We start from the raw sequence: 24,321 nt of genomic DNA, 5'->3' as shown, positions 1-24,321 counted from the left end.
AAAGATTTAACTATTTATCATTCATAGTAGCAACATATCCTCATCATAACAATAATTTATATCTTTCATTCCCCTTTTCTAGATAAGGTTTAATAATTCCTCATTATTCCATCTTTCAGCATATTCACTGCTTAAGTCTGCCGTGATACACTCGTGCTTATTTTCCCCTTTTTGTAAACCGATAACTCTGATGTCAGGAATAGTTTTAGCATACTTTCTTATTGCAAGTTCCAATAAAATTCCTAAGCTTATCGATTTCATATTAGGCGGATAAAACGGTTCCGCACTTTGAGCATCATTTAAACAGGAAAAAATAACATCTATTGCCTGTTCCCACGTAATAAAAAACCGGGTAGCTTCAGGATCTGTCAATATAAGCTCCTTCCTATTTTCTAATGCATACTTCCATTTTACCAAAACAGATCCTGTAGAATGTAATACATTTCCATAACGAACGATCCTATAAGCGCAATTCGATCCGTTTATTTGTTCAAAATCCTCAAAAAGATTCTCCATAAGCAATTTAGTAGCCCCATACGTTCCTGAAACTTGAACAGCTTTATCAGTGCTTGTTGCCAGAATAAATTTTATGTTCTGCTCCTCAACAGTTATTTTAAGAAGATTCAACGTACCAAGAATATTAGTCTGAACAGCTTTCAGAGGATGTTCTTTTGCCAAAATGACATCTTTAAACGCAGCCAAATGAAATATCCCATCACAACCATTCAATGCCTTTTTCAATAAAAGATAATCTTCAATGGGGCATGGAAAGATTTGAACGCCTTTAAATTTCTCCCTCAGAGCAATCAGTTTTCCTTCATTCCTGGCTATCGCATGAATAGTATGTCCTTGGGTAATCAACCGTTCTATCAATTTCTCAGCCAAATAACCGGTAGCCCCCGTTACTGCAATGGTTCCCATACTCAAGCTATTTTTTATCATTCATCAACACATCCCTCGCAACATAAGGCTGTGGAGAAAACTCAACAGTCAACACATTCGACTCTCCTAAAGCTGTTAATGTATGGACGCACCCCGGTAAAGTCCTTACCAAATCCCCCTTTTCCCAAATCTCTTCTATTACAGCCTCACTATCATCATATTTCTGAAAAGTAGCCTGCATACGCCCCTGTAAAATAAGCATATATTCCACCTTTCTAAAATGATAATGATTACCTCTGAGAACCTTTGGGACGAATTGCAAGAATCCTATATATTTAGCGGCTTCCACCGCTGGAATTGAAGCACTCAAAGTAGTATCCTCGCCAATTACAAAACCAGTTCCCGCCTCCAGCAAGCTATAATTTTTCACATTCCCTACGGATTCCACTTTTATCAAATCCCTGACAGTTATTTCATCAAACATTTTTTTCGATTGCTCACGCACGTCAATTTTACATAATCCGGCACGATATTTTAATAAAAACAATTTATGATGAGGAGCAAGATTCTCCAATCTCAAACACTCATCCATATCCAGCAAGACAAAAGATTCACCTTCCAAAATACGGATATCCGCTGCATCGTCCATCAAATAAGTATGATGAATATATTCCCATCTATCATAGTCTGCTCTATACTCAGACCCCAGATAGGTTATAGAACTAAAATGTACCTTTGAGGATTTCTTGTGTTCAAATTCTTCCTTCAGTTCTCTGATAATACCGTCTAGAGGGGTTTCCTCCTCCTCAAGGTAGCCAGAAACAAGAGAATAACATCCGGAGTACTCTATATCCGGATTCTCATCTCTTTTTTGCAACAATACTCTATTATCTGTTGTAGTAATAATCGCAGTAGTCGAATCCATCATCTTTTTCATCTTCATTATTTTTTAAATTTTCATTCTGTTGTATTTTCACCACACCCACGTGATGAATAATATTTTCCTTATTCAGCATATCAGTATAAATAGCATGGTTTAACACTATAATAAGCAACCAAATAAGAGACAATATGGCAAAAAAAGGTTGAGTGTATGATTTCAGCCATAACTCCCAAGATTTTTTCTCTCTTTTCAAATTAGAAGGAATCTTTGTAAAAAGTTTCACATACTCATCCGGAAAAGTCTTTTCCGCTTCACATAACATATTCTTCCAGTGCTCATGATAACTCCATAATCTCTGCATTACGTAAATAGACCATATTGAGAATGACAATCCTCCAAATGCAATAATAAATGTCAGGTATTCAGAAGTCTGGCATACAGAGTTAAACAAGACGGTTTCCAATCCGAATAAAGAAACATTTATTCCGAACATAATATTAAAACGGCTCCAGATACCAGCTCCTTCATATTGTAATTGGCCAAGAAGGTGAGTATAATGTTCCATTAATTTAGTGTTCTGCAAGGAATCCCTATCATTTACCGCCTTCTGATGATCCACATCCGCATAAAAGTTTATACCGCATCGAACTAATTTCGTCATTATATCAAGAATCTATTTTTATAATAAAAAAGGAGAGGATATTCCTCTGTTATCAGATTCATATCCCCTCCTCGCTTGAGGTTATCAAGAAGAAAGCATATCAAATTTAAACTATACTTCCTATCTTAGCCCGAATGTTTACTGTACTTTTCTTGTTACAGTTACCTTGAATGTCTTGGTTACAACACCCCAGTTATGAGTATAAGTAATGTTCAAGTTTACATCATGAGTATATACTGTACCTGTCGGAGTTCCCTTCCAAGTAAGAGTTGCAGTAGCTGCATCATAAGTAAAGTCTTTTTCATTCTCATCCAAAGAAATTTCCAATCCTGTAGCTTCAGCAACAGCATTACCAGCAGCATCTTTTCTATACAATGTTTCAGCTATGGTTTCTTCAGCAGCAATCGTAGCGGCATTGTATTTTACCAATACATTTTTAACAGCATCTTTCAATGTCAGTTCAGTCCATTTCTTCTTGTCTGCTGCACCTAAAGCATTAATCAAATCGATAATCTTAATCTGATCGTTTGTAGCCAATGCCGGATTATTATACTTCAAGTCTACTATTGCAGAGAATTCTAAGATAGGTTGTTCCACCTTCCAGTCTTCAGTTGCAAACAATACACGCTTAGCAGAACCAGCTGTAGCATCATAGATATCAACTTTCAAAGTTCCAACCTTAGCCAAATCTACACGCGGAGTAAAGGCAATCTGATTAGTGCTAGTCCATTCAATGTTATTTTCTTTCATCATTTCCTGAACATAAGCATTCTGCTTCTTATAATCCAATTCAAACTCAACTGTCGCATCTTCAGGAACAACATTGTACATCTTGTCGAATTCTTGAGATTCCATGATGAACTTGCTATAAGCACCGCCAGTTTTTGTCCATGTACCGATAATAGTACGACTCTTGTATTCATCCTTGATAGGACAATCAAAGTTATAGGTTACAGAGAAGTTATCTACAGAAACCTTGAACAGTTTGTTTACGAAGCTGTTGTAAACACCATACGGTGTGTTCACTCCGTTAGTCATTTTCTCGGTAGCTCCCCAACCAGGATAATAAGAAGAAGCTCCAGCCAACAAGGACATATTCTTGAACTGTACAAAGTCAGCACCCGGTGTCAAAATCAAGAACAAAGAGTCTTTGTCAGCATTGTTTCCACCGTTCTTATAATACAAGACAGCTTCATTTTTAACCGTTTCAAGATTTTTAGCCAAGTCTGTAACTTTTGCAGGAATATTAGTCGATAAATTGTTATTTTGATAATATTGATTACAGTTATCAGATATTGATTGATAACTTAACAACTTGCCACCAGCATCATATACAGGCTTGTTCAATGTAATGAATGTGCAATATTCCTGATTTTTATTAGAAATAACATCACGACCTTCAATAGCAGCCTCAAAGTTACGAACATCCAAAGTAATGATCCGAGCTTTTGAGCTATTGTATGCAAATGCAAAGTTTTCCTTAGCATCCAACGGTTTCAAAGCAACGGTTCCGAATACAGGATTAACAGCAGGACGAACAGCCTTGATGAATACTACATTTCTCACCTCGTATTCTTTAACACCTTCTTCCTGTGGTTTAACTGTAGTAGTCACTTCTATTGCAGCATATTCATCAATAGCAGATGCCTGGTTAGTCGATTTTACAGACAAAACATTATCTTTAAAATCAAAGATACCCTGACGAGTTTTAATAGGTTGTCCATTAAATGTATAATCCTCATTCTGATCCAACAATCTGAACACTCTGGTATATGAAATATTGGTTGACTTCAACCATACTTTTGCTGCTCCGGAAATGTAAGCGTCAATAGAATCATTTACATTATAAACACCTTGATAGTCAAAGCATCCATAAGATTTACCATCATAAGAAGCACCATCTGCATTGATTATTGCAGGGTATTCATCTTCTTTCATATTAGTAGAGGTAAAAGCATTTACAATGCTCTTTACAGATGCATGTGTTCTACTTACCGTGAAATAATCGGAAGCTGATGTATATTGACCATACATAGTTACATCCAATGAGGTTGCATAGGTATTATTTCCAATACCTTCATTCGGTAAAATAGCAAGGCTCAAAATACCGTTTTCTAATTTTGCAGAACCTTCCATATAGGTCAAAGCAGGAGCAACACTACGAACCTGATACGTATCAACAAAGGAGAATTTCGCATTATTCAATGAGAAATCACCCGGATATACCTTGAATGAAGCATAAGCAGGAACAGATGCAAACAAAACATCCTTATCCGGGTTAAAACTTCCTTCATTTTCCTGCCAATAGATATCATAAGCCTTACAAACATCACTATAATCATCAACAGCCTGTTTTCTGTAAACCACAGTCTGCAACCCTTTGAATGCAGAACCTTCCTGCAGCAAAGTATAGTTCTGTCCGTCGATAGTCACAATTACAGTCTTGCTTTCAGCATCTACAGCAATGTTAGGAAATTCATTGTTCTGCTTCAAATCAGTAACTTTGTCACCGATCTTGATGTATTCCACACCGTCCACTGTCACCCAAGACACGTTTGAACCAGCGGCTTCACCATCCTGACCTCTGGCCGGAACTTTGTTACCTTCGGTATCTTTCACATCCACCCAAGTAGCACCTTTGTCTGTGCTAACCTGCCAGTAATTGCCTTCCACACGGAATTCAGGGATAACAGTAGTACCATCTGCTCCATTAGTACCATTCTTGATAGTAATTTTGGAACCGTCAGTGAAAACCAGTTCATATCCACCGGTAACCTCATTACATGACTGAACGAATTTACCTGCCTTAATTGCCGAGTCAAGACTTGCAATGGTTTCCTTGACTTCGCTCAATTCCTTGTCGATGCGGTCAATGTCATCATCATAGTCCTTACAAGACACAAATGTTCCTGTTGACGAAACCATTAAGGCTCCGAACAGGATTGCACTTAAAAACTTTTTGTTCATAATAGAAAAACTTTAAATTTATAAATTTAAAAACTAAAATTGGTTATACATATTAACTTCATTATTAATAGCTTAGCTAGTTTATCACCTGTAAATACCGTTTCCTCCTTTCCCTGGACTGATAAGATAAAGGTGATATGCCCACAATACGACTGAAAGCCGAGTAGAAAGCACTTTTAGAGGCGAAACCACAACTACAGGGCAAGTCATTCAATGTGCAACGACCGGAATCAAGAAGTTCTTTGGCATATTCCACGCGATAGCTGTTCACAAGTTCCTTCAAGTTGCAACCAAAATACTTATTCACTACATTACTCAGGTAGGTCTGGTTCGTTTCAAGCAGTTCACTCAGTTTTTTCAGAGAAAGCGAGGTGTCAAGGAATACCTGACGTATCTCAAGCTGGTACAATATACCTTTATATATATTGCAATCCACCTTGCGAATGTCTGTTCCCTTTCCGGCAAACTCCTCTTTCCATTGCCGCTCGGCGGCCTTGAAAAGCAAAGTTTTCTGCCGCTCGGAAGTAGCGGTCGTGCGTTTACGTCTCAGAAATAGATATTCCATCTGCTTTATGTTGTTTTCATTTAGTTATACCGCTTCAAAGACCAGGTATATTCTATATATAAAAAGGTCTTAAAAACGACATTTTTTGTAGATCTCTTGATAAGAGATCTACAAAAAGCATTAACACACATTATATCAACATATTACAGAGCTGTTGAAACGGAATAAAGAAGAATATAAATAAGTGAGAGAACTATTTTTTTATATAAATTCCTATTTTTTTTGCCAAAAATGTATTAGTTCTCAAAACTTTGCTTATTTTTGCACAGAAAATATATATCTCTTATCAAGAGATATATAAATCGGTTCATGTAAAAGCGAAGCATAACAAACTGAAAAACAGAAGATTTCCTCTTATAAAGAGTTCATGTTAGCTTTAAAAGAAGAAAAGTTCATCCTTTTAACTTTTTTTATTTCATCAAAGAGAAAACCGCCAACCAGTTTTTTTAAAAAGTTCTACTATAAAAGTCCGGGAGCATTTGGAATTATTATGGAAATGACAATAGATCGAACCCTGTTGCATAAACCTTTTCTATCTCCTGATTAAACCTTTTTATACGGATGTATTCTATCTCCATAGCCTTTGGAGCTATCTCCATAAGCTTTGGAGTTATCTCCCAAGGCTATGGAGTTAACTCCAAAGGCTTACGGAGATAGAACAAACAGGAAAAAAACCTTTAACCATACGGCGGGAAAGGTTTAGAAATATAGACAAGAGCTTTTAAGGATGAATCTGATTACAAAGCTACGCATTCCTTAAGCAGGGAGGAAAAGTCCCCAGACTGCCTTCTTATAAAAAAGCGAAACAACATATTGGCAGGAAGATATACATCTGACTACATGTATGTTATATAGCAACAAGTCGAAATGCTAAAGTGAGGGCATATATCCAATCCCAATCTTTACTTTTGCCTGTCATACAAACCATCCATAAAATTACGAACGCTCGTACAGGGGGGTATCACAAACAATTGCATGAAATAAATCCCCACTAAATTTCTGCTGACCCAAAAGCCGGATAAGCCCTCATTTCAGCAGGCTGAAGGATTTATATCCGGATGAAGGAAATAAAGTAAAAATGGTTCATCATAAACAACTGAGTAACAATATATTACCTTACAATGAAGGATTTGAAGGGAAAAAAACAGGTTATAGAGCCAAATCTTTCTATAACCTGCATATACTCAAATCACCTTGAAACAATCAGAGAGTGATATCTTTCATTATCTTTTCTAATGCTCCGGCATTATGGTTCACATAATTTCCGGCAGCTTTCCCGGCTTGTTGCAAGCAAGCCTTATCCGACAAAAATTTGTCCATCAGCCGTTTAAAATCATCATAGCCAGTCACTTCAAAACCGCCTTTCTGCTCCAACAAATGTTGCGCCTCGCGAAATTTCTTGTTGTTAGGTCCGAATATCACAGGAATACCATATACAGCCGCTTCCAGCACATTATGAATTCCAACTCCGAAACCACCCCCAATATACGAAATCTCACCATATCGGTAAATGGAGGACAGCAATCCGTAACAGTCGATAATCAAACAATCGGCCTGTGTCACATTTTCTTCCGTAGCCTCGGTATAGCGGATGCACGGACGTTTCACCTTATCTAAAATCTCTTTCAAATGACTGTCGCTCACCACATGAGGAGCAATAACCAGTTTCATCTCAGGATGCTCATTGAAATACTTGATAAAAATATCCTCATCCGGTCCCCATGAGCTGCCTGCAACAAAAGTCAACGAGCCACCTTTGAACTTCTCCACCAGCGGAAGCTGCTTGGCTTGATGGCAGATATCCAGCACGCGGTCAAAACGAGTATCGCCCACAACTGTCACATCGGTCACACCAATTGTTGCCAGTAATTTTTTGGAAACTTCATTCTGTACAAACAAATGAGCAAAAGTCCTCAGCACCTCACTATATCTCTTCCCATACCAACGGAAAAAAATCTGATTGGGACGGAAAATGGAAGATACGCTATAGGTGGGAATACCTCTCCTATGCAACTCATTCAAGTAATTCTGCCAAAATTCATACTTGATAAAAAACACCATACAGGGGTTAGCCAATTCTACAAACCGACGGACATTACGCGGAGTGTCGAAAGGCAGATAGCAGACAAGGTCTGCCCCCTGGTAGTTCTTTCTCACTTCATACCCTGAGGGAGAAAAGAATGTCTGCAATATTTTATATTCGGGATGCTCCTTACGGATACGTTCTATCAAAGGGCGTCCCTGTTCGAACTCACCCAATGAAGCTGCATGAAACCAAATATAACGGGCGTTTTTGTCTATCTTGTTACGCAAGATATCAAATACCTCCCGGTGTCCTTTTACCATTTTGGCAGGCTTGGCACTGAACAGGCCGACAACCTTCACCCCGAATAGATAAATATAGATGACTAAGTTATAAATCATAACTACCGGCTATTACTTGAGCACTTCCACAGCCCGACGAATGCGTCGCAATGTTTCTTCTTTCCCTAAAACGGCTGAAATATCAAACATATGCGGGCCTTTACCCTCACCTACCAAGGTTAAACGGAAAGCATTCATTATATTACCCAAGTGATAACCTTTATCTTCTATCCATTTCATGACCACAGCTTCCTGGTTCTCCAGCGAGAAGTCGTCCAAAGCCGCCAACACGTCCGCCAACTCCAGCATACGTTCGGGAGAGTCCTCTTTCCAACGTTTTTTACGGGTCTTCTCATCATATTCCGTAGGAGCGACGAAGAAGAATTTGCAAGTTTCCCACAAATCCTTGATAAAACTTACACGATCTTTCATCAAACCTACCACGGTCACTACTTTATCCATAGGAACTTCAATGCCGTGCTCTTTCAAGATCGGCATGAAAAGCCCGGCTACTTCCTCATTGCTTTTCTTCAATATATATTCATGGTTAAACCATTTTCCTTTTTCAAAGTCGAATTTCGCTCCGGCTTTGCTGCAACGGTGCAGGTCGAAAAGCTTCACCAGTTCATCCAAAGACATCAGTTCCTGGTCATTGCCCGGATTCCATCCCAACAGGGCAAGGAAATTGATAACAGCTTCGGGCAGGTAACCCGACTCACGATAACCGGAAGACACCTCACCGGTTTTGGGGTCGTGCCATTCCAACGGGAAAACAGGGAAGCCAAGACGGTCACCATCACGCTTGCTCAGTTTACCGTTACCATCCGGTTTCAACAACAAGGGAAGATGTGCGAACTCGGGCATGGTATCCGCCCAGCCGAAAGCCCGGTACAGCAGGACATGCAACGGAGCGGAAGGCAACCATTCCTCACCACGGATTACATGGGAAACTTCCATCAAATGGTCGTCCACAATGTTTGCCAAATGATAAGTAGGCAGTTCATCCGCCGATTTATATAAAACTTTATCATCTAAAATGGAAGAATTGATCACTACCTCGCCACGGATAATATCATGTACGTGTACATCTTCATTCGGTTCAATCTTGAAACGTACCACATATTGCTTCCCATCGGCAATCAGTGCATCCACTTCTTCTTTTGGCAGAGTCAAAGAGTTACGCATAGACATACGGGTAGAAGCATCGTACTGGAAATTAGAGATTTCCTGACGTTTGGCATCCAACTCTGCCGGAGTATCGAAAGCAATATACGCCTTATCGCTGTCAAGCAACACCTGTACATATTTCTTATAAATATCACGACGTTCAGACTGACGGTAGGGACCGTAGTTACCACCAAAGCTGACTCCTTCATCAAAGTTTATCCCCAACCACTTAAACGACTCAATGATATATTCTTCCGCACCCGGAACAAAGCGATTTGAGTCGGTATCTTCTATACGGAAAATTAAATCTCCACCATGCTGGCGAGCAAACAGATAGTTATACAAGGCTGTGCGCACACCGCCGATATGCAACGCTCCCGTCGGGCTCGGAGCAAAACGAACTCTTACTTTTCTTTCTGACATTGTTGTTTTATATAAAATACGCTGCAAAATTAATCTAAATTTCCCGATTTTTTCGTATTTTGCGCGCAAAAATATACGATTATGAGAAGTTTCAAGACCAGCAAACGGTTTTCATATAAAAATTTGATTTATAAAAGCCTTATTTTCATTGCCACAGTATCGGTAATAGTCTACTTTTTGCCCAATGAAGGAAAGTTCAACTATCAATTTGATATAAACAAGCCTTGGAAATACGGACTGTTACAGGCATCTTTTGATTTTCCGATTTACAAAAACGATCTGCAAGTACAAAAGGAACAGGACAGCATCCTGGCAGACTATCAACCTTATTTCCAAATAGACAAGGAAGCCGAAAAAAATGTCCTTTCCAAATTAAGGGAGGATTACAACAAGACCTTACGCCATTCACTGCCGGGCACGGACTATGTGCGTTATATTGAACGCACATTAAAGGCACTGTATGAGGACGGAATCATTGCCGGAAATGACTTGAAGCGTATGGAGGAAGACAGCATCATTGCCATACGGCTGGTAGACAAGAATGTAGCTACGAGCCGTTTTATCGACCAATTGTACACCGTGAAGGAAGCCTATGAATATTTGCTGAATGCGGATACCGCCCACTACAAAAAGAAGATATTACAACAATGTAATCTGAATGATTACATTACACCTAATCTGGTTTATGATGAAGAAAAGTCCGAAGCCGCGCAAAAAGATCTGCTCTCTAATATTTCATGGGCAAACGGCTTTGTGCTGAACGGACAAAAGATTATTGACCGTGGAGAAATTGTTGATGAGCAAACTTACAATATATTGGAATCCTTACGCAAGGAATGGGAAAAACGCAGCGACTCGGTACAAGAGAAAAGACTGACATTGGCCGGACAAATATTATATGTAGGAATCTTCCTGTTCTGCTTCATGGCCTATCTGGAGTTGTTCCGGGCAGATTATTATGAACGAAAAGGAACACTCACCTTGCTATTTGCGCTGATTGTATTCTTCCCCGTCCTGTCTTCCATTATGGTGGAACAGAACTTGTCAAGTATTTACGTGGTTCCATTTGCCATGATTCCGATTATAGTCCGTGTTTTCCTTGACTCAAGAACGGCATTCATGGCACATGTCACTATCATTTTGCTTTGCTCCATCACTTTACGTTTTCCACATGAGTTTATATTGTTACAGGTAGTGGCAGGAATGGTGGCGATCTATAGTTTGAGAGAATTGTCCCAACGGTCGCAATTGTTACGGACGGCTTTGGTTGTATTTATCAGTTACGCTTTATTATATTTTGCTTTCGAGCTGATTCATGAAGATGATTTGACCAAGCTGAATACGCGCATGTACATCTATTTTATGATCAACGGTATTTTACTGCTGTTCGCCTATCCGTTACTATTCCTTTTAGAGAAAATATTCGGTTTTACTTCAGATGTGACTTTGGTGGAATTGTCAAATATCAACAATAGCTTGCTTCGGGAAATGTCCGAAGTAGCTCCGGGCACTTTCCAACACTCATTGCAGATGGCAAACCTGGCTGCGGCGGCGGCAAACAAGATTGGAGGTAAAAGCCAGCTGGTACGTACAGGAGCATTATATCATGATATCGGTAAAATGGTGAATCCGGCTTTTTTCACAGAAAACCAGTCGGGAGTCAACCCACACAAGAGTTTAAGTTATGAACAAAGCGCCCAGGTTATCATCAGTCATATTACCGACGGACTGAAACTGGCGGAGAAGCATAATCTGCCCAAAGTGATCAAAGACTTCATTAGTACCCATCATGGACGGGGACTGACGAAGTATTTCTACATTTCATATAAAAACGAACATCCTGACGAAGAAGTGGACCAGGAAAAGTTCCGCTACCCCGGTCCGAACCCGTTCACCAAAGAACAGGCCGTCCTGATGATGGCAGACTCTGTAGAAGCGGCTTCACGCAGCCTGCCGGAGTACACGGAAGAAAGCATCAGCACACTGGTAGATAAGATTATTGACACACAGGTATCTGAAGGGTATTTCAAAGAATGCCCTATTACGTTCAAGGATATAGCAACAGTTAAAGCGCTGTTTAAAGAAAAGCTGAAAACGATGTATCATACTCGTATCAGTTATCCGGAACTAAAGAAGTAAGTAATCCAGCACAAGCATCTTCCAATATATCAAGCACGTTCTCGAACCCTTGCGCACCGCCATAGTAAGGGTCGGGAACATAGTCTGCCACCTTGACGCGACAATAATCCGTCATGCGATGGATTTTCTTTTCCGTTTCCAGGTCGGGGGCACGTTCCATCAAGTCCTCTATATTACGGTCGTCCATACCAATGATCATATCAAAATGATAGAAATCCTCCGTACAGACAGGACGGGAACGATGGGTCAGATTGTAACCGCGACGGGAAGCATGCATCCGCATACGGCTGTCGGGCAATTCCCCTCTATGATAACTCAGGATTCCGGCAGAATCCACCTCTATCTCGTGTTCCAGTCCTTCTTTCTTTATGAGAGTACGCATCACTTCTTCTGCCGAAGAAGACCTGCAAATATTACCAAGGCAGACAAAAAGTATTCTTTTCATATATAATCTACAAATGGAGATATTCTTTAAATGATTTCACATCACGGTTCATGATCAGCTCTTCAGGAAACCCGGTAAGCTGCAACAATTCATACAAATTATCGTAACGGGCTATATCAAACGAAATATGCGCGTCACTTCCCAAGATGACCGGAACTTCATATTTCTTGCATAAACGGAGAATGGTGAGGTTGTTCTCACGGGCATCGGGCTTGTTACGGGTGGGCTTTAAAGAACTGTTATTTATTTCCAATAAAGTATGGTGTTCTTTGGCTGCCAATACCATCGGTTCAAAATGCAACGCTGCCGTACCGTCTCCGGGGTGACTGATAATATGAATAAAAGGATTACTGATAGCCTGCACCATTCCATGAGTGTTTTCTTCTATCGTTCCATATTCATAACACAAAGAGTGGATACCCGCGATACGGATATCAAGCATCTTCATATAGTCCTCGTCCAAATCGAGGTTTCCTTTACCATCCAGAATATTAATCTCAGCCCCCAGCAACAGCTCCACCCCATACATCCGGCGGGGAACCACATGCAAGTTTCTAAAATAAATAGGATGGCAAGTACCGGGAATACCGGGCGAATGTTCCGTTATCCCTAAAACTTTCAATCCCTTACCGGCGGCAGCTTGCGCCATTTCTTGTAAAGTACTGAATGCATGCCCGCTGGCAATGGTATGGGTATGTACGTCTAATTCTATCTTCATCTTTATTTTCGTTTATCTTTTCTATTATCATCCAGTGCATGGACCAGTTACTGTGGATCTACATCATAATATACTAACAACGAACGGAAACGTTCATCTTCCAATATGGCACGTTGCACGGCAAGCAGATAATCACGCACTTTCTTTATAGAAGCATTCTGCTCCACTTTCACAATCATTTTCTTTATAAATAAGGTCTGGATACGGGCCACCGGCGGTTTGTCCGGGCCCAATACCCTGTCGCCCAATCCGGAACGGAGCTGTGCTGCCATGGTATCCGCCGCCAGATCCAGAACGTCTTCTTTGCGATGTTTCAAATATACATAAATCAAACGATAGTAAGGCGGATACTTAAACATCTGCCGTTCTGCCAATTGATCGTAGTATAATTGTTCATAATCATTATGTATCACTTGATGAATAACAGGCAAATCCGGCGATTTGGTCTGAAGGATGACCAGTCCTTGCTTATTTTTACGCCCGGCACGTCCTGCCACTTGGGCCATCAGTTGGAAAGCACGCTCATAGCTCCGGAAGTCCGGGAAGTTCAACATCGTATCCGCATTCAGAATCCCCACCACACTGACATGATCAAAGTCCAATCCTTTGGATACCATCTGAGTACCAATCAGAATGTCCGTCTTGCCCAGTTCAAAATTCGTGATAATTTTCTCGTATGCGGTACGGGTACGGGTGGTATCCAAGTCCATCCGGGCGACTTTCGCCTCGGGGAATATCAGTTTTATATCATCTTCTATACGCTCTGTACCGAAACCGCGATGCATCAATTCCACTCCACCGCACGCCGGGCAGGAACGGGGAACTTGATAGGTATATCCGCAGTAATGGCAAGTCAGCTGGTTCAGCCCCTTATGATACGTCAGACTCACATCACAGTTCTTGCATTTAGGAACCCAGCCGCAGGTATGACATTCTATCATTGGAGCGAAACCGCGACGGTTCTGAAACAGGATAACCTGCTCCTTACGCTCCAATGCCTCTTTTATCTGCTTGACCAGCACCGGTGAGAAAGGCCCCTGCATCCGCTTTTGATGCGCCAGTTCCTTAATGTCAACCAGTTCTATATGAGGAAGCCGGATATCTTTATATCTTTCTTTCAATTCTACCAAGCCATACTTTCCCGAGGTAGCATTAAAGTAAGTTTCCACACCAGGAGTAGCCGTTCCCAACAGCACTTTCGCCTTGAACATAGAAGCCAGCATGATGGCTGAACTACGGGCATGGTAACGTGGGGCGGGGTCTTGCTGTTTATACGTATTCTCGTGTTCCTCATCTATGATGACCAGCCCCAAATTACGAAAAGGCAGAAAAATAGAGGAACGGACTCCGAGAATCACGTCATAGCTCTTCTCTCCCAACTGTTTCTGCCATATCTCCACCCGCTCAGCGTCCGGAAACTTGGAATGATAAATACCCAGCCGATGTCCGAACACCCTTTTCAAACGCTCAGTTATCTGAGTGGTCAGTGCAATTTCCGGAAGCAAATATAAGACTTGCTTTCCTGTTTTCAGCACCTCCTGAATGAGGTGGATATAAATTTCCGTCTTGCCACTGGATGTAACACCATGCAGAAGACACACATTTTTCTCTCTGAAGCATTGAAGAATGTTGCTATAGGCCTGTTGCTGCGCAATATTCAGCGGATTAATATCACCGGTATCCAAAATTCCTTTATCCAAACGTCCTATCTCCTGATGATAGACCTCAAAGACTTTCTTTTCGACCAATCCGTTAAAAACGGCAACAGAACCTCCTGACTTTTCAAGCAGCTCTTTCTTTGTTACTTCCTTTAAAGCATACCCTTTGGTTACCCAACCGGACAATTCCACATACTTCATTAATATCATCAATTGTTTAGGAGCACGTGACAATTCATTGAACAGCCGTTGTAAGTAAGCCTCATCCGCTTCTCCGTTCACCAATCTCACCCTCGCCTCAGTACGCGGTTTGTAATTACGTTTCAGTTCCTCCTTGACAAAGATGGCTTCTTTGTCCAACAAAGACTTGATGACAGTCAACACATTTTTCAGTCCGCTGTTTTTTTCCAACTGGGTTACACACTGTTCTGTATCCCGACTCAACAAATCTAGAATTTTCTGCTCTTTCTCCGGTAACGGTGCGGTGGTCTCAAAATCGGGATTATATTCCACCAACGTTTCGCTTTCCAGTTTCATACCCGAAGGGATAGCCGCCTTGTACACATCTCCTAATGTACAAAGATAATATTCCGCCAGCCATTGCCAGAACTCATATTGTTTCGGTAACAGTACCGGAGATGAATCTAGCACTTCAGCTATATCCTTCGTTTCATACCCCTCCGGGGCCGCATAATGTACATTTGTCACTATTGCCGTATAGAACTTTTTCTTTCCAAACGGAACAATCACCCGACAACCAATCTGTACCATCTCTTCCATCTCCTGAGGAAGGGAATAAGTGTATTGGTTGGCAATAGGTAATGGAACTATGACATCTACGAATTTTTTCATGGTGCAAAATTACAAAAAAGGAGGCATTCTTTACTGAATGCCTCCTTTTTATCTTTTATTAAATAAGGTTGTCTAGAACAAGTATGCCAAAGAAACTTGCCAAGTGTTGTTCTTTATCTTCACATCCTGAGTAAGTGGTTTACCATCAAGGATTATATTAGGGTCAGCATAAAGAGTGGCAGTATGCCCCAAAGCAAAATTATAATTCACGCCAAGCTGTAAATGGCGGATCAGTTTCACACCTGCCCCCACATTGAAGCTGGTGTTGTTCTTCTTCAGATCATAATTCATAAATCCTTTCTTATTACCAATATTGAAACCGAACTGAGGCCCGGCAGCAATATAAGCACCCAACATACTTCCAAGTCCGAAAGACCATTTCAAATTTACCGGAATCTCAATCGTTTTCAGTTTTGCATCGGTGGAATATCCCTTTGCAGCCAGTTCTGTCTGTGAATACAAAGCCGCAACATCCGCACCAATCCCAATAATGGGCAGGGTGAATTCAGCCATCGGACCAATGAACCAACCGGTTTTATTATCTCCTTTTAAATCTGATTTCGAGAAACTAACCTTTGACAGGTTCAAGCCACCTTTTACTCCAAAGTGCAACTGAGCCTGAGCAGGAGCAGCCATCATCAAACATACAGCTACCATTAATACACTAATAATCTTTTTCATGTTTGTCTATTTTTAGTTTACGCCACAAAGATAAACACTTTTTCCATGTATAATGTTCAATCTCTCAGGAAAGTTACATTACGCTTTCCAATACCCCCTTCCAAGAAGAAATATCAAACAAAAAACGGACAGAATTTTTTATTCTGTCCGCTATGTTCTCTTTCTAATATTCTTCTTCGTTAAAGAAAAATTTGAAGTATGAATATCAGCTAATTACATAAAAAGATGTAGTTTTTGGAAAACCTATTTGGCACTGAAACGCTGTAAAACGCCATTTCATGCCCGAATACGTAAAATAGACCACAATATCGATAATCAGCCATAAATATACGATTTATATTATTTTAATCAAACAATCTCCCCCTCTAGCATTCCATAACAGAACATCAAGGAGAGACGCTGCAAAGATACGGTGAATTAACTTTTGCGCAAACATTTACGCACTTTATTTACGCAATCACAGTTACGCACCTTTTTACGCACCAAATCTTACGCACCCTTATGCTACTTCCTCATATTCCACATATTCGGCTTCCGATTCCTCTTGTACCATTGAAGATGGTTCAGTAGATACATTGACAACCTCTTCCAATTCTTTCAGCCAATTCCGTACCGTACCCTCGGCTATCCCCAACTCTTTAGCAATCGCCCTATTGCTCAGACCTTCCTCGTGCAGTATCTTCATCTTAGCCTTTAAAATACCCTTGTCCTCACTCTTGGACGGCTTCAATAGTTTCTCCTCTTCCGAACAACCTTCTTCTACAAACCGTGGGAAGTTATCATCTTTAACTATCCGATACAGAATTACATTATCCTTGCCATGTTTGTTCTCTCCTTGACGGACTTTTATTTGTTTCAAGTAGATGGTTTTACTATCCTCACGTGATTTTCCCAAAGCAAAACTGCTATCACAGAAGTTCATCAGCCGTTTGGACCCCGCCAAATCATCCGCTTCAATTTCCTTTTTGGAGTTTCGCTTCTTCGTATGGGCTATTACCAACAAACTCAGCCCGTATGTATGCTTCATTGCGGACAATCGTTTCATTATCCGTGTCGCTTCAATCCCTTGGTCAAGTTTACCACACAAATAAGTTATATTATCCACTACGTAAGTTTTAATACCCATCCTCACACCTTCTTCTATCTTCTTGAACAACCGTTCTTCTACCTCTCTATCATCCGAAACCTGTTCTATCCTCAGACTTGGACGAAAGAGATTATCAGAGAACTGGTAAGGCACTCCCGTTTCATCATTGGTGTAACGTGAACGGAATTGGCTCAAAGACAGCTCATAATCCAAGTACATCACCTTACGCTCTTGGGCTATATGTTCTGCCATCTGCATAGCATACAAGGACTTACCAACGTTAGCTTCTGCAAAGAAGATACAGAGTTCATTCTCATACCAAAATGTTTCATACAAAGCCTTTATAGGCGGTAAAGCCAAAGCCTTCTCCATTGCCTGATTAGCGGTCAAGCATCCGCATAACATATTGTTGTTCATTTCAAACTCTTAATAAATTTAACACTTAGTTTAATAGAGACAAAACGCCCTATCCCAATGACATTATACGTCATTGGCTACTCACATCATCCTACCATGCCATTTCACCAAGCATGATAAAGAATACATATTAATAGATAAATCCAGAACCGAACACTTGGGTTAATGTCGCTCTTCCGCTCTGTGGCTATGTGAAGAGTAATAGCCATACTCTACAAGTGAAGTACCCACCCTCATTTGAAAAGCAATGCAAATATAAGCAAAATTATGTATATACCCCAAATATAAAAAGTTAAAATAATACAATATACCACCAATTAATTTTGATATTACATTTATTTTGCTATAAGATTCTTTAACTCAAAAAAAGGAGCATAACAAAAAAGGAGTAACCCTAAAACAAGGTTACTCCTAAAAGGAACAAAATGAGGTATCACCATACCTCTACTTAAAGAATCATCTTATTTATAAATATCTCATTTCTCTTTATATTACGCATATTTTATTTAAAATCACACTTTTATATATGACTTGCAGAAGGTAAATTACATTTCTCGGTCATATATTATTTATAAGTATTTATCCATTTATAAAATTCATATTAGAGCATTGATAATTAATGCACATATTCCAAAGTCAGTGTTCCATAAACATAGTTATGTTCTTTTCCTACTCTTGGAGCTATATATCTAAGTTTTGTGATTAAATCCCCATTCTTCTCGTATTCGTAATGTCCACGAAATTCAGGTTGAAGATGTTTATACCTATCCAATTCATCTTTATCTCCTTTCAATATAAGATTGGTATTCTTTCCACACCATTCAGTTCCAAATACAATATCTGACATGTAATCCCTGCCATAACTATAAAATATAAGAAAGTTGAAATTCAGATTTGTATTATTTCTTACCTCTGATTCAGGATAATAGACAAAGTTTGCTTCACCACCATATTCTTCACCCACATCAATCGTTTTATCTGAAACTATATTGTTGTTATCCCAATTGATTGTTGTAATTGTCGTGCTACTCCAATCTTCATCCATATTTTCACTTGTCGTTTTTATTAACTTTACAAGCTCCCTATTTTCATTGTAGGACATTTGAAATGTTTGCACTAATCTATTTTTAGATGGTGCATACCAATTGATATTAGAAATCAGATTATTTTCATTGAAATTATACAAGGCTTTTGCACTAAAATTTTGTTTTCCATTCACATATCGAACGAATTTCAGTATTCTTTCTCCTTTGGAATTATAGGAGATAGAATATGTGTCTCTGTATTTCTTACCGTTAAGTTCGTAATTTTTTGTAACTTCTTTTAGATTTCCATTTAGATAATATCCTAAATCCATTTTAAATGAACTCTGTCCACCATACGATTTCCACGTAGCTGTTTTTACCATATATTGTCCGTGGGCATTAGTTCTTTGAGCAAACACACTGATATTGATATTTAGTAGAAAAAGCGTGATTAAAATATTTTTCATATTCCTATTTTAAATGTTTATTAATGACTATCGTTTATCACTTCACTTGAAATCTGTTTTAGTTTGACCTCTAATGAATTGTCACCCATTTTTCCATATCCTTCTAAATGTTCGGGAGAAGAAAAAGAAAGTTCAAATACAATTTTCTCATTTTGATTCTCGCCAACTAACTGTAATGATTTATCAGATGTCAGTCGTCCCGTTAACTCTAATACTGTACCATATTTCACATTTTGGTATTCACCATTTATCACCCCATTTGACAAAACACCAAAATCCACCTTTATGGGAAAGCCTTTCATGTCACCCTCATAGCGATAAAAATATCCTTCCGACAATCCTATATTTTCGCTTTTTCGCTCTATTTGAGGATTTTCTTGTTCATCAACAAGCCTTTTAGTTCCACCTAAATCGACTAACTTATCACCATCAAATCTGAAAATATGACTATCTTTTATAGCTGTTTTTTGCCCATCATTCACCCTTTTCATATATTCGATACGATGGGCGTGTATTTCCTCATTTTCTATGTTATCGACAAAGAACATTGCATATAATTTTGTAGCAGCAACAAGTTTGCAATGCTCGCCATCATTCAGGAAACAAAAAATATATGATTTATTTTCCGTCTTGTCATTGGCTACCTCTTCCGAACTTGGAGTGACATAAGCATTCACCACCGCGTCATTTATACCATCACCATCCAAGTCACCCATGAAAACCTTATATCCTTCACTACATCCTTCTATTGAAACAAGTTCCCTATCTCCTTTATAGTGCTGCCAATGCCGTAGAAATGCCTCTTTAATGTCTGTTTCCGTTAATTCTCGCGGTAACTCCTCTGTATTCTTTTGGAGAATTTCATATTTAAAAGAACTGTTCTGTTCATCATTAATTACTTGTTCACTTGTATGTAAATCTTGCCTATTTTCTTCCAAATGTTTATCTACATTATTTCCTACACTCCTGAGCAAAACGAACATAATTAGTGAAATCAGTACAATAGGGACAAGAACTATTACCCATTTCTTTTTAACAAATGAAAATACATTTGTTACATCAGAAACTTGTCGAAAATCCTCGTTCTTCATGTATTTATCTTCATCCATCATTGATGGTGATTTGAAGACTTCAATAGTCGTTGAGGGGTTAAGGCAACCACATTTTGGACATTTTCGTGATTTATCCGAAACAGAATGTCCACATTGTTTACAATTAACTAATGCCATAATCAATTAATCATCATTCAATTTCAACTTTCCCGATATATTGCTCTGCCCAATATAAATTCATTTCAGACAAATCAATAACTAAAAATGAAAGGTCAGGTTTTTGTTCCACTCTAACAAATACACCTATTTTTTTCTTTTTATTAGAAATAAATTCTTTTACTTCATAAGTACCTTTGGCTACTCGGAGCCATTCATCTGCATAGTGCATCTTTACTTCATAATAAAATGTATTATCATATAGTGTTATTTTATGGTCTCCCTCTGCATCGGCTTTACATATAAAGCTGTGATATTGTGCATTTTTAGTAGTCAAACTAACAGTAGAAAATTTAAAAAATTTATCATAAACAATGCAAACACCACTAAGACCAAAGAATATTACGAATATCCATATTGCTATTTTGGCACTCTTTGTTGAGTACTGTGTGGTTTTACCACATTTAGGACAAACAGTTGCCTTATCCGACACTGTTGCTTTACAATTCGGGCATTTAATTAAACTCATGATATTTTTATTATTAATTTGAACAACTTTTAAACATAAAGTATAGTGCAACTAATCCTGCTGCAAATTGAAGAAAGCCAACTACAACATCAATACGATTATTACTATATTCTTCTTCTATTTTTTCATCTGATTTTTGACCGCAATGCGGACAAATCTCAGCCTCTTTTGATATTGCTTTACCACACGCTTTACAATTAATTAAGAGTGATTCTTGGTTTTCATTTGTTTCTAATGGATAGCCACATTCAGGGCAATTTTTAGACTGTTCACTTATTTCCTTACCACATTCAGGACATCTAATTGGTTCTTTGGAAGAAATAAAAGGAAAACCGCATTCAGGACATTCTTCTACTCCTTCATTTATTTCCTTACCACATTCAGGACATTCCAACTGCTTTTTAGGAATAAAGGGAAAACCACATTTTGTGCATTTTTCAGCCGTTTCTTCTATTAATGTCCCACATTCGGGGCAAGGTATTAATGTTTTTAATGAAATTGATATAGGTGAGCCACAATAGATACAATTTTCTGATTTGTCAGAAATCATATTACCACATTCACTACATTTAATAAGTGCCATACGGAATTTAGAATATCCCCCACAAGCTCAAAGGGAAATTTACAAAAAAGAAAGCGTTGAGCCTGATTAGTTTACCCTACTAAGAGGCTCTCGACTGCCCGTATAATGGATAAAAAACAGCTCAACGCCTTTGGCTTATATATGTGGAGTACATATACGACAACCAAAGGAGAACGCTTTTAATTATCCCAATTATACTAATCAATTGTCGAGATTTCTTAGTATGGAATAAAGCTAAAACGCTTCCTACAAATTATTATGTCTGCCATAGCATCGCAATGACAATGCAAATATAAATATAAAAAGCGAACTTAGCAACGTTCTGTGAGCTGTTTATTTTGCAAAGGTAATGCTTTAGAGTTATATTAAATCATTATGCCACATATCTTTGAATTAGTCTTTGAACTTGAACAATCTGAAATTTACAACCTTTTGAAGAAACAAAACCTTGTTCATTTAATTGCTTTGTCATTTGCGAAATTGTCAGTCCTTCTTTTATCATTGACCGCAACAATGCAACCGCACGCATATTATTAGCATTATTTTGTGCTTTTATTCGATTGGTCTGATTACTATGGGCAATTGCTTCATTATGCTTGTCCATTAAATTTTCCGATTTGCCAAGTTTTACACCCCGTTCCTTCTTGGCTTTCAATGATTGTCGGGTACGTTGGCTTATCAGATTGGCTTCGTACTCTGCAATAGATGAAATAATATGTAATATCAGCCTATTTGCTTGCGGAAAGTCACAGAATATAATTTCAACGTCACTTTCCAATAACTTTGAAGTGAAAGCTACATTACGACTTAATCGGTCAAGTTTCGCCACAATAAGGATAGAATTTGTTTTTCGGCACAGAGCCAATGCTTCATGCAACTTGGGACGGTCTGACTTTCTACCACTTTCAGTTTCTACGTATTCAGCCAATATTACACCTTCTTTTACAAAAGAACTAATAATATCCCTTTGTGCTTCGATGCCTAAACCACTTCTTTCCTGCTTGGTGGTAGATTGTCTCAAATATGCCACATAGTTACCCATACTTCTATCTTTAGCTAATTACTTACAGTTGCTAAACGACCATTCAACAACTGTAAGTGACTATTAGAATACAGCAATTAAGTTCTCCCAACGAAACGAACGCCAACCACATTTTTCTAAGTCGAAATAAGCAGTAGTAGCATAATTTTCACGACTTGCGCCCCACCCATAAACCTTATCCTTTACGAAATCGTGATTGGTTGTGCCAAATGCAATACGAACTTCACCATTACTTTTCAAATAGGCGAATTTGACAATTTTTCCACTTTTCAATTTTTCTTTCAGTTGTTCAACTAAAACAGCTTTGGAAATCCCATCAATTTTACGTGCATTAGTACGAAGAGTAATAACTTCTGCTCTAATTGCAGTATTGGAACTTAAAATAATTGCTTGCATATCTTTATTGTTTTATTAGTTAATATTCTATTTAATTAGTCACCACAGTAGAAACCATTGCCACGATTATATCCCATTGCCCAGGAAACCGCATCAGCAGATAAGCCCTCAAACTCATTTTTATGAACACTCTCATTTTTACGTGCATTATGCGTTGCCCAACTTGCTGCAATCATCGCATCGAGTTTTACGGCTTTTTCTTCACGTGTGCGAACAGCATCCCGTTCCCAACTCCAAGCCGCCTTTAGGCACTCCGACCAAGAACGTCCTCTACGCTGAAAATCATTGTTATAAAGTCTGTGAGCGTCTTTCATCACTTGTTGTTTATTATACCGTTTCATATCGTCTTTGTTTTAATTACAATGCAAATATATGACATATACTTAATACATGCAATTTATTTGCGCTAGAAATAGTTAAAAATATGACATTTATTCATTTTATGCCATATAATTCCTATTTTTGCAATAAAACTATTGTAATTATGACTGAAAAAGAGAAAAAAGAACGAACAGTTATTCATCTTTACATAAAAGAGAATGACACTCATCACTATTTTGGCAGTATAGCCAATATATTTGAATACTTTTCACCCGAAGAACTTGGAATAACTTACGGCTCGTTAAGAAATTATGGACTTTCTTATAAAAATCCATACCAAAACAGCAAATGTATCATTAGGAAAGGAATACTTTTGTCAAAATCAGGGAATAGGGGTAAAAAATAGATAGCTAACTGTTATCACACCTATAAATCCACACTATTAAGTCCACATAAATAAGCAATAAGTTATTAATTATAAGACATATAAGATGAATTACATAATCTAAAAAAGAAAACATATTCTATATACCGTACTTGCGTATTTTTCTTTAACTCAAAAAGACTTTTTTGTCAATTATAACTAAAAAAGTGGTAGTAATATGTTCTAAGTTGTATATTTGCATTGAAAAAACTTGAATAGGAATCCTTTCAAGTCAGCGTATAGATAAAAAGCTATTACGCACATAATAAAATGTTTAAAAACAACAAAAAGAAAATCACACTTGGCGTTAGTGTGCAGAAATTTGAGAACAAACCTGATAATTGAAAAATACTAACTTACCAACGCCACACAATAACGATAGAGAAACTTATAAACCTTATTTGCGAAGGGTATTGC

At 38.5% G+C, this 24,321-nt stretch carries 22 protein-coding genes; 2 read left to right on the top strand and 20 right to left on the bottom strand.

Annotation, left to right across the window (positions count from 1 at the left end; translation table 11 throughout):
• Positions 1–78 precede the first annotated feature (78 nt).
• The 8 genes from GKD17_RS01650 to gltX all read right to left on the bottom strand — a co-directional run bounded on the left by GKD17_RS01650 (position 79) and on the right by gltX (position 9,912).
• Positions 79–921, bottom strand: coding sequence for a polysaccharide biosynthesis protein (locus GKD17_RS01650; protein WP_007842122.1), 843 nt, complete (start codon positions 919–921; stop codon positions 79–81).
• Between the two features lie 7 nt (positions 922–928).
• Complete coding sequence (locus GKD17_RS01645) at positions 929–1,819, bottom strand: polysaccharide biosynthesis C-terminal domain-containing protein (RefSeq protein ID WP_007842121.1); 891 nt, start codon at positions 1,817–1,819, stop codon at positions 929–931.
• A complete protein-coding gene (locus tag GKD17_RS01640; protein ID WP_007834937.1) occupies positions 1,770–2,426 on the bottom strand; it encodes a hypothetical protein in 657 nt (218 codons plus the stop codon). Before GKD17_RS01640 ends, GKD17_RS01645 begins: the two co-directional genes overlap by 50 nt.
• Before the next feature lie 138 nt (positions 2,427–2,564).
• Positions 2,565–5,393, bottom strand: a complete 2,829-nt coding sequence (locus GKD17_RS01635) for a PL29 family lyase N-terminal domain-containing protein (RefSeq protein ID WP_007834936.1) — start codon at positions 5,391–5,393, stop codon at positions 2,565–2,567.
• Between the two features lie 76 nt (positions 5,394–5,469).
• Positions 5,470–5,958: a helix-turn-helix domain-containing protein gene (locus GKD17_RS01630; RefSeq protein WP_007834935.1), complete on the bottom strand. Its 489-nt coding sequence runs from the start codon at positions 5,956–5,958 to the stop codon at positions 5,470–5,472.
• Between the two features lie 543 nt (positions 5,959–6,501).
• A complete protein-coding gene (locus GKD17_RS23120) occupies positions 6,502–6,579 on the bottom strand; it encodes a hypothetical protein (protein ID WP_227414158.1) in 78 nt (25 codons plus the stop codon).
• A 582-nt stretch (positions 6,580–7,161) separates the two neighbouring features.
• The gene (locus GKD17_RS01620; protein WP_007834932.1) at positions 7,162–8,382 is read right to left on the bottom strand and encodes a 3-deoxy-D-manno-octulosonic acid transferase; all 1,221 of its coding nucleotides are present in this window, start codon (positions 8,380–8,382) and stop codon (positions 7,162–7,164) included.
• A 12-nt stretch (positions 8,383–8,394) separates the two neighbouring features.
• The gene (gene gltX, locus GKD17_RS01615) at positions 8,395–9,912 is read right to left on the bottom strand and encodes a glutamate--tRNA ligase (protein ID WP_007834930.1); all 1,518 of its coding nucleotides are present in this window, start codon (positions 9,910–9,912) and stop codon (positions 8,395–8,397) included.
• Positions 9,913–9,993: 81 nt separating this feature from the next.
• Between gltX and GKD17_RS01610 the strand changes: the two genes are divergently transcribed.
• The gene (locus GKD17_RS01610) at positions 9,994–12,051 is read left to right on the top strand and encodes an HD family phosphohydrolase (RefSeq protein WP_007834928.1); all 2,058 of its coding nucleotides are present in this window, start codon (positions 9,994–9,996) and stop codon (positions 12,049–12,051) included.
• On the opposite strand, the gene GKD17_RS01605 is transcribed toward GKD17_RS01610, so the two are convergent.
• From GKD17_RS01605 to GKD17_RS01550, 12 genes are all read right to left on the bottom strand, one after another.
• Positions 12,026–12,496 (bottom strand): low molecular weight protein-tyrosine-phosphatase, encoded by a 471-nt coding sequence (locus tag GKD17_RS01605; protein WP_007834926.1) that lies wholly within the window; start codon positions 12,494–12,496, stop codon positions 12,026–12,028. The genes GKD17_RS01610 and GKD17_RS01605 overlap by 26 nt on opposite strands.
• Positions 12,497–12,503: 7 nt before the next feature.
• Positions 12,504–13,214, bottom strand: coding sequence for a phosphatase (locus GKD17_RS01600; RefSeq protein ID WP_007834924.1), 711 nt, complete (start codon positions 13,212–13,214; stop codon positions 12,504–12,506).
• Positions 13,215–13,261: 47 nt separating this feature from the next.
• Complete coding sequence (gene priA, locus GKD17_RS01595; protein WP_007834922.1) at positions 13,262–15,724, bottom strand: replication restart helicase PriA; 2,463 nt, start codon at positions 15,722–15,724, stop codon at positions 13,262–13,264.
• 72 nt (positions 15,725–15,796) lie between these two features.
• Complete coding sequence (locus tag GKD17_RS01590; protein WP_007834921.1) at positions 15,797–16,405, bottom strand: porin family protein; 609 nt, start codon at positions 16,403–16,405, stop codon at positions 15,797–15,799.
• A 499-nt stretch (positions 16,406–16,904) separates the two neighbouring features.
• Complete coding sequence (locus tag GKD17_RS01585) at positions 16,905–17,909, bottom strand: AAA family ATPase (RefSeq protein ID WP_007834919.1); 1,005 nt, start codon at positions 17,907–17,909, stop codon at positions 16,905–16,907.
• 616 nt (positions 17,910–18,525) lie between these two features.
• A complete protein-coding gene (locus GKD17_RS01580; protein ID WP_007834917.1) occupies positions 18,526–19,401 on the bottom strand; it encodes a hypothetical protein in 876 nt (291 codons plus the stop codon).
• Positions 19,402–19,421: 20 nt separating this feature from the next.
• Positions 19,422–20,513: a hypothetical protein gene (locus GKD17_RS01575; RefSeq protein ID WP_007834915.1), complete on the bottom strand. Its 1,092-nt coding sequence runs from the start codon at positions 20,511–20,513 to the stop codon at positions 19,422–19,424.
• A gap of 130 nt (positions 20,514–20,643) precedes the next feature.
• On the bottom strand, positions 20,644–21,138 hold the full coding sequence (locus GKD17_RS01570; RefSeq protein WP_007834913.1) for a zinc ribbon domain-containing protein: 495 nt from the start codon (positions 21,136–21,138) through the stop codon (positions 20,644–20,646).
• A 13-nt stretch (positions 21,139–21,151) separates the two neighbouring features.
• Positions 21,152–21,721, bottom strand: a complete 570-nt coding sequence (locus GKD17_RS01565; protein ID WP_007834911.1) for a zinc ribbon domain-containing protein — start codon at positions 21,719–21,721, stop codon at positions 21,152–21,154.
• A gap of 373 nt (positions 21,722–22,094) precedes the next feature.
• The gene (locus GKD17_RS01560; RefSeq protein WP_007834909.1) at positions 22,095–22,763 is read right to left on the bottom strand and encodes a recombinase family protein; all 669 of its coding nucleotides are present in this window, start codon (positions 22,761–22,763) and stop codon (positions 22,095–22,097) included.
• Positions 22,764–22,826: 63 nt separating this feature from the next.
• On the bottom strand, positions 22,827–23,159 hold the full coding sequence (locus GKD17_RS01555) for an SH3 beta-barrel fold-containing protein (protein ID WP_007834907.1): 333 nt from the start codon (positions 23,157–23,159) through the stop codon (positions 22,827–22,829).
• A 35-nt stretch (positions 23,160–23,194) separates the two neighbouring features.
• A complete protein-coding gene (locus GKD17_RS01550; protein WP_007834905.1) occupies positions 23,195–23,500 on the bottom strand; it encodes a hypothetical protein in 306 nt (101 codons plus the stop codon).
• Positions 23,501–23,643: 143 nt separating this feature from the next.
• Between GKD17_RS01550 and GKD17_RS01545 the strand changes: the two genes are divergently transcribed.
• On the top strand, positions 23,644–23,886 hold the full coding sequence (locus tag GKD17_RS01545; RefSeq protein ID WP_032936095.1) for a hypothetical protein: 243 nt from the start codon (positions 23,644–23,646) through the stop codon (positions 23,884–23,886).
• Positions 23,887–24,321 lie beyond the last annotated feature (435 nt).

Source organism: Phocaeicola dorei, assembly GCF_013009555.1.
GTDB lineage: Bacteria > Bacteroidota > Bacteroidia > Bacteroidales > Bacteroidaceae > Phocaeicola > Phocaeicola dorei.
This window is presented reverse-complemented; position numbering and strand designations above follow the sequence as displayed.

Excerpts from the sequence above, each read along its gene's own strand:
- GKD17_RS01650 (WP_007842122.1), bottom strand. The coding sequence starts at position 921 with ATGGGAACCATTGCAGTAACGGGGGCTACCGGTTATTTGGCTGAGAAA.
- GKD17_RS01645 (WP_007842121.1), bottom strand. The coding sequence starts at position 1,819 with ATGAAAAAGATGATGGATTCGACTACTGCGATTATTACTACAACAGAT.
- GKD17_RS01640 (WP_007834937.1), bottom strand. The coding sequence starts at position 2,426 with ATGACGAAATTAGTTCGATGCGGTATAAACTTTTATGCGGATGTGGAT.
- GKD17_RS01635 (WP_007834936.1), bottom strand. The coding sequence starts at position 5,393 with ATGAACAAAAAGTTTTTAAGTGCAATCCTGTTCGGAGCCTTAATGGTT.
- GKD17_RS01630 (WP_007834935.1), bottom strand. The coding sequence starts at position 5,958 with ATGGAATATCTATTTCTGAGACGTAAACGCACGACCGCTACTTCCGAG.
- GKD17_RS01620 (WP_007834932.1), bottom strand. The coding sequence starts at position 8,382 with ATGATTTATAACTTAGTCATCTATATTTATCTATTCGGGGTGAAGGTT.
- gltX (WP_007834930.1), bottom strand. The coding sequence starts at position 9,912 with ATGTCAGAAAGAAAAGTAAGAGTTCGTTTTGCTCCGAGCCCGACGGGA.
- GKD17_RS01610 (WP_007834928.1), top strand. The coding sequence starts at position 9,994 with ATGAGAAGTTTCAAGACCAGCAAACGGTTTTCATATAAAAATTTGATT.
- GKD17_RS01605 (WP_007834926.1), bottom strand. The coding sequence starts at position 12,496 with ATGAAAAGAATACTTTTTGTCTGCCTTGGTAATATTTGCAGGTCTTCT.
- GKD17_RS01600 (WP_007834924.1), bottom strand. The coding sequence starts at position 13,214 with ATGAAGATAGAATTAGACGTACATACCCATACCATTGCCAGCGGGCAT.
- priA (WP_007834922.1), bottom strand. The coding sequence starts at position 15,724 with ATGAAAAAATTCGTAGATGTCATAGTTCCATTACCTATTGCCAACCAA.
- GKD17_RS01590 (WP_007834921.1), bottom strand. The coding sequence starts at position 16,405 with ATGAAAAAGATTATTAGTGTATTAATGGTAGCTGTATGTTTGATGATG.
- GKD17_RS01585 (WP_007834919.1), bottom strand. The coding sequence starts at position 17,909 with ATGAACAACAATATGTTATGCGGATGCTTGACCGCTAATCAGGCAATG.
- GKD17_RS01580 (WP_007834917.1), bottom strand. The coding sequence starts at position 19,401 with ATGAAAAATATTTTAATCACGCTTTTTCTACTAAATATCAATATCAGT.
- GKD17_RS01575 (WP_007834915.1), bottom strand. The coding sequence starts at position 20,513 with ATGATGGATGAAGATAAATACATGAAGAACGAGGATTTTCGACAAGTT.
- GKD17_RS01570 (WP_007834913.1), bottom strand. The coding sequence starts at position 21,138 with ATGAGTTTAATTAAATGCCCGAATTGTAAAGCAACAGTGTCGGATAAG.
- GKD17_RS01565 (WP_007834911.1), bottom strand. The coding sequence starts at position 21,721 with ATGGCACTTATTAAATGTAGTGAATGTGGTAATATGATTTCTGACAAA.
- GKD17_RS01560 (WP_007834909.1), bottom strand. The coding sequence starts at position 22,763 with ATGGGTAACTATGTGGCATATTTGAGACAATCTACCACCAAGCAGGAA.
- GKD17_RS01555 (WP_007834907.1), bottom strand. The coding sequence starts at position 23,159 with ATGCAAGCAATTATTTTAAGTTCCAATACTGCAATTAGAGCAGAAGTT.
- GKD17_RS01550 (WP_007834905.1), bottom strand. The coding sequence starts at position 23,500 with ATGAAACGGTATAATAAACAACAAGTGATGAAAGACGCTCACAGACTT.
- GKD17_RS01545 (WP_032936095.1), top strand. The coding sequence starts at position 23,644 with ATGACTGAAAAAGAGAAAAAAGAACGAACAGTTATTCATCTTTACATA.